General features: G+C 42.2%; 16 protein-coding genes. 13 read left to right on the forward strand and 3 right to left on the reverse strand.

Annotation, left to right across the window (positions count from 1 at the left end; all coding sequences use genetic code 11):
* Positions 1-123: 123 nt before the first annotated feature.
* Positions 124-1092 (forward strand): gliding motility lipoprotein GldB, encoded by a 969-nt coding sequence (gene gldB, locus BUC17_RS07535; RefSeq protein WP_073363059.1) that lies wholly within the window; start codon positions 124-126, stop codon positions 1090-1092.
* A complete protein-coding gene (gldC, locus tag BUC17_RS07540; RefSeq protein WP_073363061.1) occupies positions 1085-1423 on the forward strand; it encodes a gliding motility protein GldC in 339 nt (112 codons plus the stop codon). Before gldB ends, gldC begins: the two co-directional genes overlap by 8 nt.
* A 1-nt stretch (position 1424) precedes the next feature.
* Here the strand turns inward: gldC and BUC17_RS07545 are convergent, their stop codons facing one another.
* The 3 genes from BUC17_RS07545 to BUC17_RS07555 are packed head-to-tail and all read right to left on the reverse strand — an operon-like array spanning position 1425 to position 3446.
* A complete protein-coding gene (locus BUC17_RS07545; protein WP_143161751.1) occupies positions 1425-2048 on the reverse strand; it encodes a hypothetical protein in 624 nt (207 codons plus the stop codon).
* A 12-nt stretch (positions 2049-2060) separates the two neighbouring features.
* The gene (yihA, locus tag BUC17_RS07550) at positions 2061-2678 is read right to left on the reverse strand and encodes a ribosome biogenesis GTP-binding protein YihA/YsxC (RefSeq protein ID WP_073363064.1); all 618 of its coding nucleotides are present in this window, start codon (positions 2676-2678) and stop codon (positions 2061-2063) included.
* A 3-nt stretch (positions 2679-2681) separates the two neighbouring features.
* Positions 2682-3446 (reverse strand): alpha/beta fold hydrolase, encoded by a 765-nt coding sequence (locus BUC17_RS07555; protein WP_073363066.1) that lies wholly within the window; start codon positions 3444-3446, stop codon positions 2682-2684.
* A gap of 392 nt (positions 3447-3838) precedes the next feature.
* On the opposite strand from BUC17_RS07555, the gene mraZ reads away from it, so the two are divergent.
* From mraZ to BUC17_RS07610, 11 genes are all read left to right on the forward strand, one after another.
* Positions 3839-4312 carry a division/cell wall cluster transcriptional repressor MraZ gene (gene mraZ / locus BUC17_RS07560; protein WP_073363067.1) on the forward strand — a complete coding sequence of 158 codons (474 nt, stop codon included), beginning with the start codon at positions 3839-3841 and terminating at the stop codon, positions 4310-4312.
* The gene (gene rsmH, locus BUC17_RS07565; RefSeq protein ID WP_073363185.1) at positions 4299-5198 is read left to right on the forward strand and encodes a 16S rRNA (cytosine(1402)-N(4))-methyltransferase RsmH; all 900 of its coding nucleotides are present in this window, start codon (positions 4299-4301) and stop codon (positions 5196-5198) included. Before mraZ ends, rsmH begins: the two co-directional genes overlap by 14 nt.
* Complete coding sequence (locus tag BUC17_RS07570) at positions 5195-5545, forward strand: FtsL-like putative cell division protein (protein WP_073363069.1); 351 nt, start codon at positions 5195-5197, stop codon at positions 5543-5545. The genes rsmH and BUC17_RS07570 overlap by 4 nt, the downstream gene beginning before the upstream one ends.
* Positions 5533-7545 carry a penicillin-binding protein gene (locus tag BUC17_RS07575; protein ID WP_073363070.1) on the forward strand — a complete coding sequence of 671 codons (2013 nt, stop codon included), beginning with the start codon at positions 5533-5535 and terminating at the stop codon, positions 7543-7545. The genes BUC17_RS07570 and BUC17_RS07575 overlap by 13 nt, the downstream gene beginning before the upstream one ends.
* Positions 7545-9005 carry a UDP-N-acetylmuramoyl-L-alanyl-D-glutamate--2,6-diaminopimelate ligase gene (locus BUC17_RS07580; protein ID WP_073363072.1) on the forward strand — a complete coding sequence of 487 codons (1461 nt, stop codon included), beginning with the start codon at positions 7545-7547 and terminating at the stop codon, positions 9003-9005. Before BUC17_RS07575 ends, BUC17_RS07580 begins: the two co-directional genes overlap by 1 nt.
* Positions 9006-9008: 3 nt before the next feature.
* Entirely contained in the window at positions 9009-10235 is a 1227-nt protein-coding gene (mraY, locus tag BUC17_RS07585) for a phospho-N-acetylmuramoyl-pentapeptide-transferase (protein WP_073363073.1), read from the forward strand.
* A gap of 1 nt (position 10236) precedes the next feature.
* A complete protein-coding gene (murD, locus tag BUC17_RS07590; RefSeq protein WP_073363075.1) occupies positions 10237-11571 on the forward strand; it encodes a UDP-N-acetylmuramoyl-L-alanine--D-glutamate ligase in 1335 nt (444 codons plus the stop codon).
* Positions 11572-11749: 178 nt separating this feature from the next.
* Positions 11750-13039 carry an FtsW/RodA/SpoVE family cell cycle protein gene (locus tag BUC17_RS07595; protein WP_073363077.1) on the forward strand — a complete coding sequence of 430 codons (1290 nt, stop codon included), beginning with the start codon at positions 11750-11752 and terminating at the stop codon, positions 13037-13039.
* A 2-nt stretch (positions 13040-13041) separates the two neighbouring features.
* Complete coding sequence (gene murG, locus BUC17_RS07600; RefSeq protein ID WP_073363078.1) at positions 13042-14133, forward strand: undecaprenyldiphospho-muramoylpentapeptide beta-N-acetylglucosaminyltransferase; 1092 nt, start codon at positions 13042-13044, stop codon at positions 14131-14133.
* Positions 14134-14249: 116 nt separating this feature from the next.
* Positions 14250-15590 carry a UDP-N-acetylmuramate--L-alanine ligase gene (gene murC, locus BUC17_RS07605; RefSeq protein ID WP_073363080.1) on the forward strand — a complete coding sequence of 447 codons (1341 nt, stop codon included), beginning with the start codon at positions 14250-14252 and terminating at the stop codon, positions 15588-15590.
* A complete protein-coding gene (locus BUC17_RS07610; RefSeq protein ID WP_073363081.1) occupies positions 15581-16309 on the forward strand; it encodes a cell division protein FtsQ/DivIB in 729 nt (242 codons plus the stop codon). Before murC ends, BUC17_RS07610 begins: the two co-directional genes overlap by 10 nt.
* Positions 16310-16314: the final 5 nt, after the last annotated feature.

The following is a 16314-nucleotide window of genomic DNA, read 5'->3' on the forward strand; positions in this document are numbered from 1 at the left end:
TCTAATACTTGTTCGTTTTGAATTAATTGACAAAGAAATTAACCATTTTAGAACGTTTTCTTTATTTACGTAAAGGGCGAAGGTAAGGTTTTATTTACGAAAGAAAAATAAATTTTTGTAGGAATGAAAAAATTAATAGGATTGTTTTGCATAGGACTCGTAGCCATTGCTTGTGATTCGAAAGCTAAGGTCGAAAAAGAAGTAGAAGCTATACCTGTAGTGACCAAACTGAATCGGTTTGAACAAGCATTTTATGAGTCCAAGCCCACCGAATTGGCTAAAGTCAAACAACAATATCCCGATTTTTTTCCTGAGGATGTTCCCGATTCCGTATGGATTAATCGCCTACAAAATAAAGATTGGCAGGCACTTTACCGCGAGGTCTCCAAACGCTACAACGATTTTAGCGCTGAGCAAACCGAAATAGACGATGTGTTTAAGCACGTTAAATATTACTTTCCCAAAGTCAAAGAACCCGCGATTTACACGGCCATAGGTGAAATGGATTACCTTAACAAAGCCATTTACACGCAAGATAAGTTGATTATCTCCTTGGAAATGTATCTCGGGAAAAATCATCCCTTTTACGCTGGAATTCCGCAATACATTCGCGATAACTTTGAGCCGCGACAAATGATTCCCGATGTAGTAGCCGCCATAGGTTTTCGGGTAATCCCCAAATCGCGCAAAGCCGACTTTTTGAGTTTGATGATTGATGCGGGGAAAGAATTGTACCTTAAAGATCTTTTGATTCCCGATTATACCGATGCGGAGAAAATTGGATATACGCCCAAGCAACTTCAGTTTTGTCAAGAAAATGAAGCCTATATTTGGGAGAATTTTGTGCAAAACAAATACCTCTACAGCACCGATAGTAAGTTGCCCAACCGATTCATCAACATGGCTCCTTTTTCAAAATTTTATCTCGAAATCGACAACGAAACCCCCGGACGCATTGGCCAATGGGTAGGATGGCAAATCATTCGCTCGTTTGTTGAAAATAATGAAGATGTAACTCCCAAAGACTTGCTCGCGATGGATGCACATCGTATCTTTGAACAATCCAAATACAAACCCAAAAAGAATGAGTAAGCAAACCTTTACCTCGGAAATAAAAGTAAATGTAACCCTCGATGAAAATCGTATTCCCGAGTCCTTAAGTTGGACCGCCATTGACGGTGGAGTCGAAAATGCGGGAGCCAAAGCGGTCTTGTTGTCGTTGTGGGACAGTCAGCAAAAAGAAACTTTACGGATTGATTTGTGGACGAAAGATATGCCAGTAGATGAAATGAAAATCTTTTTTCATCAAACCCTGGTAGCCATGGCCGACACTTACCAACGTGCCACCCAAGACGATAAAATGGCCGATTCCATGCGGGATTTCTCTGATTTTTTTGCCGAAAAATTGAATTTGAAGGGGTAAGCTAGCGTACCGATGTTCGCCGTAAATCTTTTATTCCTTTTTCATAGGCTTTGAGCAATAAACTTCTCGCTTGAACGCTAAACTCCCAACGTTCGCCCCCATGTATCGAGGTGCTGGTGCTGCTTCCCGTAAATCGCTTGGAATACAACAGGGTTTGTTTTTTGAGGTCGTAACATTCCAAGGTAATATGCGCCTGATTTTGTTTCTGTGTTTGCTGAAAACGGGAATTGTAGTTAAGGAGTCCCATTTCATCTCTAGCAATGACGGCTTTACATAAAATTACATAATCACAAGTTGGAACCCCCAACGCCAATTGTTTCAAGGCCGTTAATTTCATCTGTACTTTAGCGTCTTTCGGAATAGTAGCACTTTGTATTTGATGGGGAAAGTAAAGACGATCGCCCAAAATTGCTTTGAAGTCGGTTTGTATTGCCGTGTTGAGTGCACCATAGACTTCTGGCGGACAATCGATTTCCAACAACAACCAATTACCGGTACGAAAATCTACCCCGCCTGCTGGTCCCTGCGAAAGCATCGTGTATTTGGCTGCATTGCAACCTGATAAAAGCATTGTGGAAAGAGTGAGAAGGATCAAGGGAAAGGCAAAAAAGATCGATTTTCTCATGGCAAAAAAATATTAAGGAAAGGGTGATTTCCGGATCGTTTCATTGATGGACTCGATATACGTCAAAAGTTCCTCGCGACCTACTTTAGTCTCTGAAGAAGTGATAAAATAAGGAGGCATTTCTTCCCAATTTTCTGCCAATAGTTTCTTTCGGTAAGCCGCCACATTGGATTCAGCTTTTACCCGCGTAATTTTATCCATTTTGGTAAAGACCAAACAAAAGGGGATGCCGTTTTCCCCCAAATAATTGATAAATTCCAAATCGATTTTCTGAGCTTCCAAACGCACATCAATTAAAACAAAAGCACATACCAATTGGGTTCTTTTTTCAAAATAATCGGTGATAAATTTTTGAAAAGTAGCTTTGGTCGATTTTGACACACGAGCATAGCCATACCCCGGTAAATCGACCAAAAACCAATTTTGATTGATTTTGAAATGATTGATTAACTGGGTTTTACCGGGTCGCCCCGATGTTTTAGCCAAATTTTTATGGTTGGTCAACATGTTAATCAGTGAAGATTTTCCCACATTGGAACGCCCAATAAAGGCATATTCGGGAAGGGGTTCTTGAGGGCATTTACTGACCACAGAATTGCTGATGATAAATTCGGCGCTATTGATTTTCATGCCTTATAAACCTTCTTTTTTAAGCCATGTTTCCAAATGCTGATTGAATGCTTCAGGTTGTTCCATCATCGCAGCATGGCCACATTGGTCAATCCAATACAAATCCGAATTAGGCATTAACTTGTGGAATTCTTCGGCAACTTCAGGCGGTGTAACTCGGTCGTTTTTCCCCCAAATAATACAGGTTTTGACATGCATTTTGGGTAAATCTTTTCCCATATTGTGACGAATGGCACTTTTGGCAATCGTAAGTGTTTTTAAAACTTTAATACGGTCATTTACAATAGAAAACACCTCGTCTACCAATTCAGGAGTAGCCATCTTGGGGTCGTAAAACACGTCTTCGGTTTTCTTTTTGATGTATTCGTAATCTCCGCGTTTGGGGTAACTGTCTCCCATGGCGCTTTCATACAAGCCCGAGCTCCCTGTGATTACTAAACCCGCCACTTTTTCGGGATACATTTTCGTATGGTACAACGAGATATGTCCTCCAAGAGAATTGCCCAAAAGAATTACGCGCGAAAACCCTTTGTAGGTGATAAAATCCTTGACGTATTTCGCAAAAGCTTTGACGTTGGTTTTTAAAATGTTTTGGGTGTAAAGCGGTAATTCAGGAATCACCACTTTGTAGCCTCGGGTTGAAAAGTGATCGGCAACCGCTTTAAAATTACTCAATCCGCCCATCAATCCATGCAACACCACGATTGGGGTGCCTTCTCCAGCTTCATAATATTGGTACTTACCCTCTTTTTTTGCGCTTACATCCATAGTGAATCTTACGATTTTGCTTGGTTACAAATATAGTTTTTTAAACCTAATATCCCAGTGCTCTCATCATTATTTGCGGTGATGTTTCTTCGCGATTTTGATTCAATACACCCAAAGGCTAATCGTCTTGAAATCAGAACTTCATTTTTTCAAAACGCTTCAAAACTGTTAAATCTTCCATGGGGTTTGTGGTAAGTATCGATAAACAACACCTTAAAATGAGATTTTTTTATCCATTATCCACAATTGTTAAACTTTTGGTAAAAGACCCTTTTCCGTGTTGTTCGAGGATTTTTCTTTAAAGTGGTAAAACTTATCAACAAAGTGGAGGAAAGTGGTAAAAGGTGGTAAAATCTTTCCTATTTTTGTTCCCATACATCCGATTTCGCATAATGAACGCATTAATAGGGACATACGAGTGTAAAGTTGATGCCAAAGGAAGGCTTTTGATGCCTGCGCCTTTGAAGAAGCAACTTGCGGCTGTACTTCAGGACGGTTTCGTGCTGAAGCGCTCGGTATTTCAACCTTGTTTGGAGTTGTACCCTATGGCGGAGTGGAATCTGATGATGCAAAAAATCAACAAGCTCAACAAGTTTGTCAAAAAAAATAACGACTTCATTCGTCGCTTTACAGCGGGGGTTAAAGTGGTTGAAATTGACAACTTGGGCCGCTTATTAGTCCCCAAAGACTTAACCGCTTTTGCCCAAATCTCCAAAGATGTAGTCTTATCATCGGCGGTACATATCGTCGAGATCTGGGATAAAGACTTGTATGAAAAAGCAATTGATGATTCTGTCGTTGACTTTGCAGATTTGGCCGAAGATGTAATGGGAAATGTAAACGACGATGATCATGGACTATCATAACCCCGTATTGTTGCAGGAAACCGTTGACGGTTTGGCAATTCGTCCCGATGGCGTCTATGTTGACGTGACCTTTGGAGGCGGGGGGCATTCGCGTGAAATTTTACGTCGTTTGGGTCCGGAGGGAAAACTGTTTGCTTTTGATCAAGATGAAGACGCTTGGGCCAATGCGATTGAGGATGCACGGTTCACTTTGATTCCCGAAAACTTCCGATACCTTAAACGCTTTCTCCGATTTCATGGGGTTCGTGCCGTCGATGGGATATTGGCCGACTTAGGCGTATCGTCCCACCAGTTTGACGTGCCCGAGCGCGGATTTTCAACACGTTTTGAGGCGAAATTGGACATGCGAATGAGTCAGCAAAATGAATTAGACGCCTATCAAGTCATCAACACCTATGATGAAAGTGCGTTGCGCAGTATGTTTTTGTTGTATGGCGAGCTCAAACAAGCTCCCGCTTTTGCGCGAACTATCGTCGAAGCACGCAGTCAAAAACCAATTGAAACCACCGCCGATTTGAAACAGGTTTTGGCCAAATATTTACCCGCACATTTGAGTAATAAAATTTTGGCACAAATCTATCAAGCCATTCGAATTGAAGTGAATCAAGAAATGGAAGTGCTCAAAGATTTTTTGACACAATCTCTAGAAGTATTGCGCCCTGGCGGACGATTGAGTGTGATTTCCTACCATTCTTTGGAAGATCGTTTGGTGAAACGCTATGTCAAAAACGGAATGTTTGAAGGCGAACCCGAACGCGATTTCTTTGGGAATTATTCGGTGCCTTTCAAAACTATTGGGAAGCTCATCGTGCCTAGTGCAGCAGAAATTAGTACAAACAATCGTGCTCGAAGTGCGAAACTACGTATAGCCGAAAAATTAGGATGAAACGAGGAATATATAGCTTACTAAAAGCCCGATTTCTAGTGGATGAGTCCGCCTCACAAAACTGGCGGTTTATTCTATTTCTGATTTTATTGGCCATTATCATGATCGCCAATACCCATCGGTATGAACAAAAGGTGTTTCGTATCGCCGAATTGAATAATGAAGTAAAAGAATTGCGTTCGCGATTTGTTGATCGCCGTTCGCAATTGATGAAACTCCGTATGGAGTCGACCATTTCAAAAAAAATGGAAGCCCGTGGGATCAAACCTTCTCCCGTGCCTCCACAGAAGATAACCGTAACCAAAAAAGAATCGAAAGGATTTTGGAGTTCCCTATGGCAGGAGTAAACAACGATAAAGCACTTTCTTACCGAACCTACCTTACCGCGTTGGTCTTTTTCCTCATGGCGATTGCTATCGTGGTAAAATTGACTAATATCCAGTGGGTAGAGGGACCCTATTACCGAAAGTTAGCCAAAGAACGTTCGGTAAAAACCTTTGTTATTCCCGCCAATAAAGGCAATATCTATTCTGCCGACGGGAGTTTATTAGCGACTTCCATTCCCAATTACACCATACGCTTTGATGCGATGGCGCCTAAACTCGAAGATTTTGAAGCCCATGTCCCCGATTTAGCCCAAGCCTTATCCAAGATGTTGGGCAAACCCGCTTCCCATTACCAAGATATGTTGCGCAAAGCACGCGCCAACAAAAACCGATACTTGTTTATCGCTGATGATTTGACCTACACGCAGTACATGGATTTCAAAGCGATGCCCTTGTTCAACAAAGGGGCCTACAAAGGGGGTATGATTGTAGAACAACATACCGTTCGGGAGCATCCCATTGGGAAAGTGGCCGAACGGACCATTGGTTACGAACGAGTTTTGGACGATGGTACAGTAAAACGTATCGGAATTGAAGGGGCGTTTAGCAAGTATTTACGGGGAGAAGATGGTAAAATTTTGAAACAAAAAATTGCCAAAGGTCAATGGAAACCCATTCGGGATGAAAATGAAAAAGAACCCCGCGATGGCTACGATGTGATTTCAACCATCGATGTTTTCATTCAGGATATCGCCCACCATGCCTTGCTAAAGCAATTGGAAGAATACGGGGCTGAGCATGGCTGTGTGGTGGTTATGGAGACCAAAACGGGTTATGTACGAGCGATTTCCAATTTGGGCCGTGATGAAAAATCAGGCAACTACTACGAAACCATCAACTATGCGGTAGCGGAGTCGCACGAACCCGGTTCTACGTTCAAACTAGTAGATATGATCGCCTTGTTGGAGGATAAAAAAGTGGATACGAGTGCGGTGTATAATACCAACGGCGGGGTGATTACGTACCGAGGTAAAAAAGTACGCGATTCTCATGAGGGAGGCTATGGAAGTATCTCTTTGGCACGCGGATTTGAAGTTTCGTCCAACACCGTCTTGGTGCAAGCGGTTTATGAAAATTACAAAGGCAATCCCAAACAATTCGTGGATCGCATCGACCGCATGGGATTGAATAAACCCTTGGGATTACCGTTCAAAGGCGAAGGCGTTCCGTTTATCCCACAACCCGGTGAAAAGGGTTGGAGCGCTATTGCATTACCCTGGATGGCTTTTGGCTACGGGGTTTCGGTGACGCCACTGCAAACATTAACCCTATACAATGCCATCGCCAATAATGGAGAAATGGTAAAACCGTTGTTCGTTTCTGAGATAAAAGAATGGAACAATACCATTAAAAAATACAATAAGGAAGTGATAAACCGTCGCATTTGTTCGCCAGAAACCATTAAAAAGTTGAAGGCGATTATGGAAAATGTAGTCAAACGCGGTACGGGTTCAAAGTTGTATTCCAAAGATTTCTCTATGGCCGGAAAAACGGGAACAGCGCAAGCCAATTACGCAAAAAATGGGGGCAATGAAAAGCATTACATTTCGTCATTTGTGGGCTTTTTCCCTGCCGACAAGCCCAAGTATTCGTGTATCGTTGTAGTGCACAAGCCCAACACGTCCAACAACAATTACTATGGCGCCGATGTAGCGGGTCCTGTATTCAAACGTATTGCGCAGAAGATTTTTACCGATGCGCCCGCCATGAATAAAGTGCACAATGTGGATGCCAAAATTGCGCGTCAAGAACAACAATACAATGCCTACTATCAAAAATTGCAAAAAACCAAAAATACCATGCCCAATCTGAAAGGGATGCCCGGCATGGATGCCATTGCTTTGTTAGAAAATATGGGCATGAAAGTTAAAGTCAAAGGGATAGGGAAAGTGAAGTCCCAATCGTTGCGACCTGGAGAAATCCTCCGAAAAAATACACCCATCACCCTAGAATTATCATAATGCAACTCAAAGATTTACTATACCGCGTAGCTTTAGAATCGGTTAAAGGACCGACCGATATTCCTGTGGCTAAGATTGAATTTGATTCCCGCAAAGTTACTTCGGGGGATGTGTTCGTAGCCTTACGCGGAACACTAGCCAATGGACATGATTTTATCGAAAAAGCAATCACTTTGGGTGCTGTAGCGGTGGTATGTGATACGCTTCCCGAAACGCTTTTACCCCAAATCACCTATATCCAAGTGGCCGATACCAATACTGCTTTGGCATGGATGGCGAATAACTTTTATGATAATCCTTCCACCAAATTACAATTGGTAGGCGTAACGGGAACAAATGGGAAGACAACCATTGCAACACTGTTGTATCAATTGTTTAAAAAAGCCGGATTCAAAGTCGGATTGCTTTCCACCGTAAAAGTGATGGTTGATACCCACGAATTTCCTGCCACACATACCACGCCCGATTCCCTCACGATCAACCGGTATTTGGCCGAAATGGCCGAGGTGGGATGTGAATATTGTTTCATGGAAGTAAGTTCCCATGGGGTACACCAAAAACGAACCGAAGGATTGGTGTTCAAAGGAGGTGTTTTTACCAACTTAACCCATGATCATTTGGATTACCACAACACTTTCGCAGAATACCGTGATGTGAAAAAATCATTTTTTGATCATTTGCCCAAAACTGCTTTTGCACTCATCAATACCGACGATAAAAATGGTGCAGTTATGGTTCAAAACACCGGGGCCCGAACCCTTTCGTATGCCTTGAAATCTATGGCCGATTACAAAGCACAGGTGTTGGAAAATCAGTTGTCGGGGTTGCTTTTAAAAATCAACGAGCAAGAAGTATGGGTCAAATTAATCGGATCCTTCAATGCCTACAACGTTTTGGCCATTTATGGAGTTGCCATTGAGTTGGGACTCGAAAAATCAGAGGCTTTACGCCTTTTGTCTGAATTGGAGAGTGTTTCAGGACGCTTTCAGTTTGTGGTTTCGCCCAACCAAATTACAGCGATTGTCGATTATGCGCACACGCCCGATGCCTTAGCCAATGTGCTGAAAACGATTGGCGACATTCGTACCCGCAACGAACAATTGATAACCGTAGTGGGGTGTGGTGGCGATCGCGACAAAACCAAGCGTCCGATTATGGCCAATATTGCCGCAGAACATAGCGACAAAGTCATTTTTACCTCGGATAATCCACGTACGGAAGACCCGCAACAAATTTTAACTGAAATGGAAGCTGGTGTAGAACCCCAACATTTCAAAAAAACCCTTTCGATTTTAGATCGAAAACAAGCCATAAAAACCGCATGTCAAATGGCTCAACCCCACGATATTATCCTGATTGCTGGTAAAGGTCACGAAACCTACCAGGAAATCAATGGGGTGCGCCACGATTTTGATGATTTAAAAATAGTTACCGAATTCCTCCAACGCTTAAATTCCTAACCCATGCTTTACTATTTGTTTGATTATCTCGATAAACAATTGGATGTGCCCGGCGCAGGGGTGTTTCAATACATCACCTTTCGCTCGGCTTTAGCGCTCATTCTATCGTTAATGATTTCTACCATTTATGGAAAGAAAATCATCAATTTTTTACGCAACCAACAAGTGGGTGAAACCATTCGAGAACTGGGTTTGGAAGGACAAACACAAAAGGCTGGAACGCCAACGATGGGAGGGTTAATTATCATTATTGCTACGCTGATCCCCGTTTTATTGTTGACCAAATTAAACAACATCTATGTGATCTTATTGGTCGTCACCACCCTTTGGATGGGAACTATTGGCTTTATTGACGATTATATCAAAATTTTCAAAAAAGATAAACAGGGCTTAAAAGGCATTTTTAAAGTCATCGGTCAAGTTGGTTTGGGATTGATTGTGGGGTCTGTCTTGTATTTTCACCCCGGAGTAACCGTTCGTGAAAAGTCGACGGCGCCCGTTACCTTCAATCAAACCCAAAACACGATTGCTCCCACAGCCAAAGAAATCAAGTCAACCACAACGACCATTCCGTTTATGAAAAATAACGAGTTGGAGTATGCGCAAATTTTAAAACCATTCACCGACGATTACCATCAATGGGCTTGGTTAGTGTTTATTCCGATTGTGATTTTTATCATTACAGCGGTTTCAAATGGAGCCAACCTCACCGACGGGATTGACGGTCTCGCGGCTGGAACCTCGGCCATATCGGTACTCGCGTTGGGAATTTTTGCATTCATCTCCGGAAACATCATTTTATCCAGCTATTTGAATGTCATGTACATCCCCAATTCGGGAGAAATGACGGTATTCATTGCGGCTTTTGTGGGTGCTTTGGTCGGTTTTCTTTGGTACAATTCGTATCCCGCCTCAGTGTTTATGGGCGATACGGGGAGTCTTACCATCGGCGGAATTATTGCCGTACTCGCAATTTCGGTTCGAAAAGAAATGCTTTTGCCTGTTTTGTGTGCCATTTTCTTTGCCGAAAGTGCCTCAGTAATCATTCAGGTTTCCTATTTCAAGTACACCAAGAAACGATTTGGCGAGGGACGACGGGTTTTTCTAATGTCGCCTTTGCACCATCATTATCAGAAAAAAGGCTACCATGAAAGTAAAATTGTAACCCGCTTTTGGATTGTTACGATTATGCTCGCTATTGTCGCTATTGTTACTCTAAAATTACGCTAGAATGAAACGATTGGTTGTGCTTGGTGGGGGCGAAAGTGGCGTGGGAACTGCCATTTTGGGTCAGAAAAAAGGATACGAGGTGTTTGTATCCGATTTTGGAGCAATCAAGCAACATTACAAAGACGTTCTTACACAATACACCATTCCGTGGGAAGACAACCAACACACGGAAGCTTTGATTCTCAACGCCGATGTGGTGATGAAAAGTCCAGGAATTCCTGATAAAGCCCCTATTGTGAAAAAGTTGGTGGAAAAAGGAATTCCCGTGATTTCAGAAATCGAGTTTGCCTATCCCTATACCGACGCGATCACCATCGGAATTACTGGAAGCAACGGCAAAACGACCACAACGATGCTCACCTATCATTTGCTCAAAGAAGGCGGATTGAATGTGGGCTTGGGTGGAAATATTGGAAAAAGTTTTGCTTGGCAAGTGGCCGAAGAAAATTACGATTGCTATGTGCTTGAATTGAGCAGTTTCCAGTTGGATGGTATCGTGCATTACAAACCCCATATTGCGATCATTACCAACATTAGCCCCGATCATTTGGACCGCTATGAGTACAAGTATGAAAACTACATCGCTTCCAAATTTCGAATCACGATGAATCAAACCGAGGACGATTACCTCATTTACGACAACGATGACGAAGCCATTAGCCAGTGGCTCCAAAACAATAAAATCAATGCAAAACCCATTCCGTTTTCGGTAACCAAAGTACTTAAAAACGGAGCTTATTTAAACGACAAAACTATGGAAATCAACATCAACCAAGAGGAGTTCATGATGGAAACTGCTCAAATTTCATTGGAAGGAAAACACAATTTAAAAAACGCAATGGCAGCGACCTCTGTGGCGCAACTCATGCGTATCCGCAAACAAACCATTCGGGAGAGTTTGTCCAATTTCCAGGGGGTAGAACACCGTTTGGAAAAAGTGTTGAAAATCCAAAATGTACAATACATCAACGATAGTAAGGCGACCAATGTCAATGCGACCTATTTTGCCTTGGAAAGCATGACTACTCCTACGGTGTGGATTGTAGGGGGCGTTGATAAAGGAAATGATTACACCGAATTGATGGCTTTGGTTCATGAAAAAGTGAAAGCCATTATTTGCTTAGGTGTTGAAAATAAAAAAATCATCGATGCTTTCGGAAATGTAGTAGACATGATGGTGGAAGTCGATAATATGCGCGATGCCGTGAATACAGCCAAACACATTGCCGAAAAAGGCGATACCGTGCTTTTGTCTCCTGCATGTGCGAGTTTTGACTTGTTTGAAAACTATGAAGACCGCGGACGTCAGTTCAAAGATGCCGTTCGGAATTTATAGATAAACCACTATTGTAAAAGCTCACTTGAGGTTTTTGACTCAAGAATCAATTTTTACAAGAGGGTGCAGAAGGAGCCGAGAACCAAAAGGTTGCATGTCATGCTGCATTGCTGTCGTTTCAATGCAAGTAGACCATCAATGGTTCGGTTCGTGTTTAGGATAGAAAATAAAATAACCCATGAAAAACCTGATTAACAGCTTACACGGAGATAAAGTCATTTGGGCGCTAGTCGCCTTCTTGGCGGTGTTTTCCTTTATGCCCGTATTTAGCGCCAGTAGTAATTTGGCCTATATGCGTCATGGTACAGGAAACACGCTTACCTACTTGATTAAGCATGCGGTGCATATCATCATTGGGTTTTTTATCATTTACAAAATACATAAAGTTCCTTACCATTATTTCAGAGGGGTGTCTCGAATAGCGTTGCCCTTTGTGTGGCTGTTGTTGGGCTATACACTCGTCAAAGGAACTGTAATCGACGGGGCCAATGCGAGTCGTTGGATTCAAATTCCGTTTCTGGGCATTTCGTTCCAAACGTCAACTTTTGCAGCGATAGTGTTGTACGTATATGTGGCACGCTACCTCTCCAAAACTCGGGAAACCCCACTGACGTTTAAAAATTCATTAGTCGACCTTTGGCTTCCAGTTTTTATTACCTTAGGATTGATTTTTCCAGCCAATTTCTCCACGGCAGCCTTGTTGTTTGCCATGGTGCTAATGATTGCCTTTATCGGGAAATATCCGTTGCAATATATCGGACTCATTTTGGCTTTAGCGGTGGCGGCAGCTTCGTTTTTTGTGCTTCTAGTCATTGCCTTTCCCAAAGCCTTTCCCAACCGCGTCGATACGTGGAAAAGCCGTATTGAAAATTTTACCTCCGACAAACCCGGTGAGGATGATTATCAAATTGAAAAGGCCAAAATTGCGATAGCTTCTGGGAATGTTTATGGGTTGGGACCCGGTAAAAGTGTCCAAAAAAACTTTCTGCCGCAATCGTCTTCCGACTTTATTTATGCCATTATCGTAGAAGAATATGGGTTGATGGGCGGATTGACGATCCTGTTTTTTTACATGCTCTTACTCTTCCGATTTGTGATAGCTTCTCACAAAGCCAATACGCTTTTTGGCAAGTTGGTCGTCATCGGTCTCGGATTTCCTATTGTTTTTCAAGCGTTAATCAATATGGCAGTAGCCGTTGAATTGTTGCCCGTTACAGGTCAAACGCTTCCTTTAATCAGTTCGGGGGGAAGTTCGGTATGGATGACTTGTATTGCTTTGGGAATTATCTTGAGTGTGACCAAAAAAGAAGAGGAAATTGCGCAAGAAGAAGCCGATAAACAACGTCGTGAGGAAGCTTTACAACGGTTGATTGATAAACAATTGTTGGAAGAAGAGGAAGCCGAACGTGCGGGAAACCAAGGGCAAAATGAAGATGATAATCCGATGAATGCTGTTTTAAATCGTTAGCCATGAAAAAGTATAAATTCATATTGAGCGGTGGGGGAACTGGCGGACATATTTATCCGGCCATTGCAATTGCCAATGCGTTAAAACAACGTTTTCCTGACGCTGATTTTCTTTTTGTAGGTGCCGAGGATAAAATGGAAATGCAGAAAGTACCTCAAGCAGGGTATGCTATCGAGGGATTGTGGATTGCAGGATTGCAACGAAAACTCACACTACAAAACATGATGTTTCCGTTTAAATTGTTGAGCAGTTTATGGAAGTCCCGACGTATTTTGAATCGCTTCCAGCCCGATGTGGTCATTGGAACTGGCGGATTTGCTAGCGGCCCTTTATTGCAAATGGCCAATAGTAAAGGCATTCCTACCTTGATTCAAGAGCAAAATTCCTATCCAGGCATTACCAATAAATTGTTGAGTAAAAAAGCAAATGCGATTTGTGTGGCGTATGAAAATTTAGAACGCTTTTTTCCTAAAGAGAAAATTGTTGTCACAGGGAATCCTGTGCGTCAAGATTTGCTTGAATTGTCGGATAAACGCGAAGAAGGGCAATCGTATTTTAAACTAGACCCAAAAAAGAAAACGTTACTGGTGCTGGGTGGAAGTTTAGGCGCACGTCGCATTAACCAATTGTTGGCAAAAGAACTTGATTTTTTGTTGGAACAAGGGATTCAAGTGTACTGGCAATGTGGAAAACTCTATTTTGAAGAATACAAACATTTGAATGAGAAACCGAATGTGCAAGTGACTGCGTTTATTGACCGAATGGATTTGATTTATGCCGCGGCCGACGTGGTGATTTCCCGAGCAGGCGCTTCTTCGGTTTCAGAATTGTGTTTGGTGGGAAAACCAACGTTGTTTATCCCTTCGCCCAATGTGGCCGAAGATCATCAAACCAAAAATGCTAAGGCTATTGTGGATAAAGGCGGAGCGGTATTGTTACGCGAGGACGAATTGGATGAAAAATTTGAAAGCACTTTTTCAATGTTGTTATCCGATGAAAATTGGCAACAGGAATTATGTCAAAATATTAAAAAGTTGGCTAAACCCAATGCTACTCGTGATATCGTTGAAGAAATAATAAAATTGGTGCAGTAACAATAACAATTAGAAATAACAATAAGAATGCTGTTGGAAATAGTCAGAGCTATGAAAATCATTGAAATTGAACATTGCCATTGCCATTGATTTTGCCATTGAATTTTAACATAAATATGAATCTAAACCAAATCCATAACGTCTATTTCATCGGAATCGGAGGCATCGGGATGAGTGCCCTTGCGCGGTATTTCCAATTCATAGGAAAAAACGTGGCCGGTTATGATAAAACACCTACGCGTCTCACCGATGAGTTGGTTGCAGGCGGTATGCCCATTCATTTTGAAGATTCCATTGCAGCGATTCCGTCGACTTTTACGAAAGACACTACACTGGTGGTCATTACGCCCGCCATTCCCCAAAATCACGCGGAGTGGAACTATTTGGTTGAAAAAGGCTTTGTCATCAAAAAGCGGGCAGAAGTTTTAGGTTTAATTACCCAAGGTACTTATTGTTTTGCAGTGGCAGGAACGCACGGAAAAACAACTACATCAAGTATTTTGGGTCATATTCTCTATGAAAGTGGTGCCGATGTGACCGCCTTTTTGGGAGGAATTGTTGAAAATTACCATTCCAATTTGATTGGACACGGAAAAACAATTTCGGTAGTGGAAGCCGATGAATTTGATCGTTCCTTTCTGCATTTACATCCTGATTTGGCTTGTGTAACCTCAATGGATGCCGACCATTTGGATATCTATGGAGATGCTACGGCGATTGAGGAATCCTTCCGAGAATTTGCGGCCAAAGTTTCCAATCCAAAACATTTGTTTGTGCCCAAAGGATTGCCCTTGGAGGGAACAACCTTAGGGATTAATGAAGAGGCCGATTTTGTCGCACATCATATTCGGGTGGAAAACAGCGCCTATGTGTTTGATGTTAAAACACCCACAGAAACGATTTACAATATTGCCTTTGGATTGCCAGGGCATCACAATTTAATGAATGCCTTAACCGCTTTAGCAATGGCTTACACGTACGGCACCCCAACCGGTTCCATTGCTAAAGCTTTGGCTTCATTTCAAGGCGTGCAACGTCGTTTTTCGTATCAAATTAAAACTCCTGAAAAGGTGTATATAGACGATTATGCACACCATCCGACGGAAATTAATGCGGTACATCAAGCGGTACGCGAATTGTATCCCGGAAAAAAGGTGACGGCTATTTTTCAACCTCATTTATTTAGCCGAACAAAGGATTTTATTGAGGGTTTTGCAGCCAGTTTATCCCAGTTTGACGAAGTAATTTTGTTGGATATATACCCCGCGCGTGAATTGCCTATCGAAGGGGTAACCTCAGCTTGGTTAATGAGTAAGATGACGCTTACTGAGGTGAGACTTTTGAGCAAGGAAGAACTTAGGGTACAAATCCCCCAAATTAACACTCCTGTCTTGGTAACAATAGGGGCTGGCGATATTGGTGAAATGGTTCCAGAAATTAAAAAAATATGGGCATAAATAGCAACACTTGGTCCACCATTCGATTGGTGCTAATCCTAGGATTGGCGGGGTTTTTGTATGCTTTTTCCTCGCTGCGCAATGGCCGTCGATCCCTGCAAAAAACAGAGGTTGTTTTTGTAGGTGAAAGCAACAGTTTTATGCGCCAGGAAACGGTTAATAAATTGTTAATAGAAAATAAAAGTGACCTGCGAAGCATTACTAAAGAGCAATTAAATTTGGATAAATTGGAGTCTTCTGTCAATAAAAATCCAATGGTTGAGAAATCAGAGGTTTACGTAAGTGTTGACGGAGTATTGCGGGCTGAAGTCGTACAACGAACGCCTGTAGCGCGCGTTATGGTAGGCGAAACGTCGTATTATTTGGATAAAAATGGAAAACAAATGCCTTTGTCCAATCATTACACCGCTCGAGTGCCCTTGCTGACTGGTTCAATCACCGATGAAGTGATGCCGAAGCTTACCGCAGTGATGGCCATGATGCAGAAGGATCCATTTTTGAAAAAAAATATAATTAGTGTACGCGTGTTAAACGATAAAAGTCTGGAAATGGCTTCGCGCAATCACCCCTTTGTCATTGAATTTGGACAATTGGTGCATCCGGAACGAAAGTTTTTGAATTACAAAGCCTTCTTCCAAAAAGCAGTGAAAGACAGTACACTAGAAAAATATAAACGCATCAATTTACGGTTTATCCACCAAGTTGTATGCACCCGATAAACAAA

It is taken from the genome of Flavobacterium fontis (assembly GCF_900129405.1).
GTDB classification, from domain to species: domain Bacteria; phylum Bacteroidota; class Bacteroidia; order Flavobacteriales; family Flavobacteriaceae; genus Flavobacterium; species Flavobacterium fontis.

Bases quoted from the DNA above. Each gene is read 5' to 3' on its own strand.
- gldB (WP_073363059.1), top strand. From the start codon at position 124: ATGAAAAAATTAATAGGATTGTTTTGCATAGGACTCGTAGCCATTGCT.
- gldC (WP_073363061.1), top strand. From the start codon at position 1,085: ATGAGTAAGCAAACCTTTACCTCGGAAATAAAAGTAAATGTAACCCTC.
- BUC17_RS07545 (WP_143161751.1), bottom strand. From the start codon at position 2,048: ATGAGAAAATCGATCTTTTTTGCCTTTCCCTTGATCCTTCTCACTCTT.
- yihA (WP_073363064.1), bottom strand. From the start codon at position 2,678: ATGAAAATCAATAGCGCCGAATTTATCATCAGCAATTCTGTGGTCAGT.
- BUC17_RS07555 (WP_073363066.1), bottom strand. From the start codon at position 3,446: ATGGATGTAAGCGCAAAAAAAGAGGGTAAGTACCAATATTATGAAGCT.
- mraZ (WP_073363067.1), top strand. From the start codon at position 3,839: ATGAACGCATTAATAGGGACATACGAGTGTAAAGTTGATGCCAAAGGA.
- rsmH (WP_073363185.1), top strand. From the start codon at position 4,299: ATGGACTATCATAACCCCGTATTGTTGCAGGAAACCGTTGACGGTTTG.
- BUC17_RS07570 (WP_073363069.1), top strand. From the start codon at position 5,195: ATGAAACGAGGAATATATAGCTTACTAAAAGCCCGATTTCTAGTGGAT.
- BUC17_RS07575 (WP_073363070.1), top strand. From the start codon at position 5,533: ATGGCAGGAGTAAACAACGATAAAGCACTTTCTTACCGAACCTACCTT.
- BUC17_RS07580 (WP_073363072.1), top strand. From the start codon at position 7,545: ATGCAACTCAAAGATTTACTATACCGCGTAGCTTTAGAATCGGTTAAA.
- mraY (WP_073363073.1), top strand. From the start codon at position 9,009: ATGCTTTACTATTTGTTTGATTATCTCGATAAACAATTGGATGTGCCC.
- murD (WP_073363075.1), top strand. From the start codon at position 10,237: ATGAAACGATTGGTTGTGCTTGGTGGGGGCGAAAGTGGCGTGGGAACT.
- BUC17_RS07595 (WP_073363077.1), top strand. From the start codon at position 11,750: ATGAAAAACCTGATTAACAGCTTACACGGAGATAAAGTCATTTGGGCG.
- murG (WP_073363078.1), top strand. From the start codon at position 13,042: ATGAAAAAGTATAAATTCATATTGAGCGGTGGGGGAACTGGCGGACAT.
- murC (WP_073363080.1), top strand. From the start codon at position 14,250: ATGAATCTAAACCAAATCCATAACGTCTATTTCATCGGAATCGGAGGC.
- BUC17_RS07610 (WP_073363081.1), top strand. From the start codon at position 15,581: ATGGGCATAAATAGCAACACTTGGTCCACCATTCGATTGGTGCTAATC.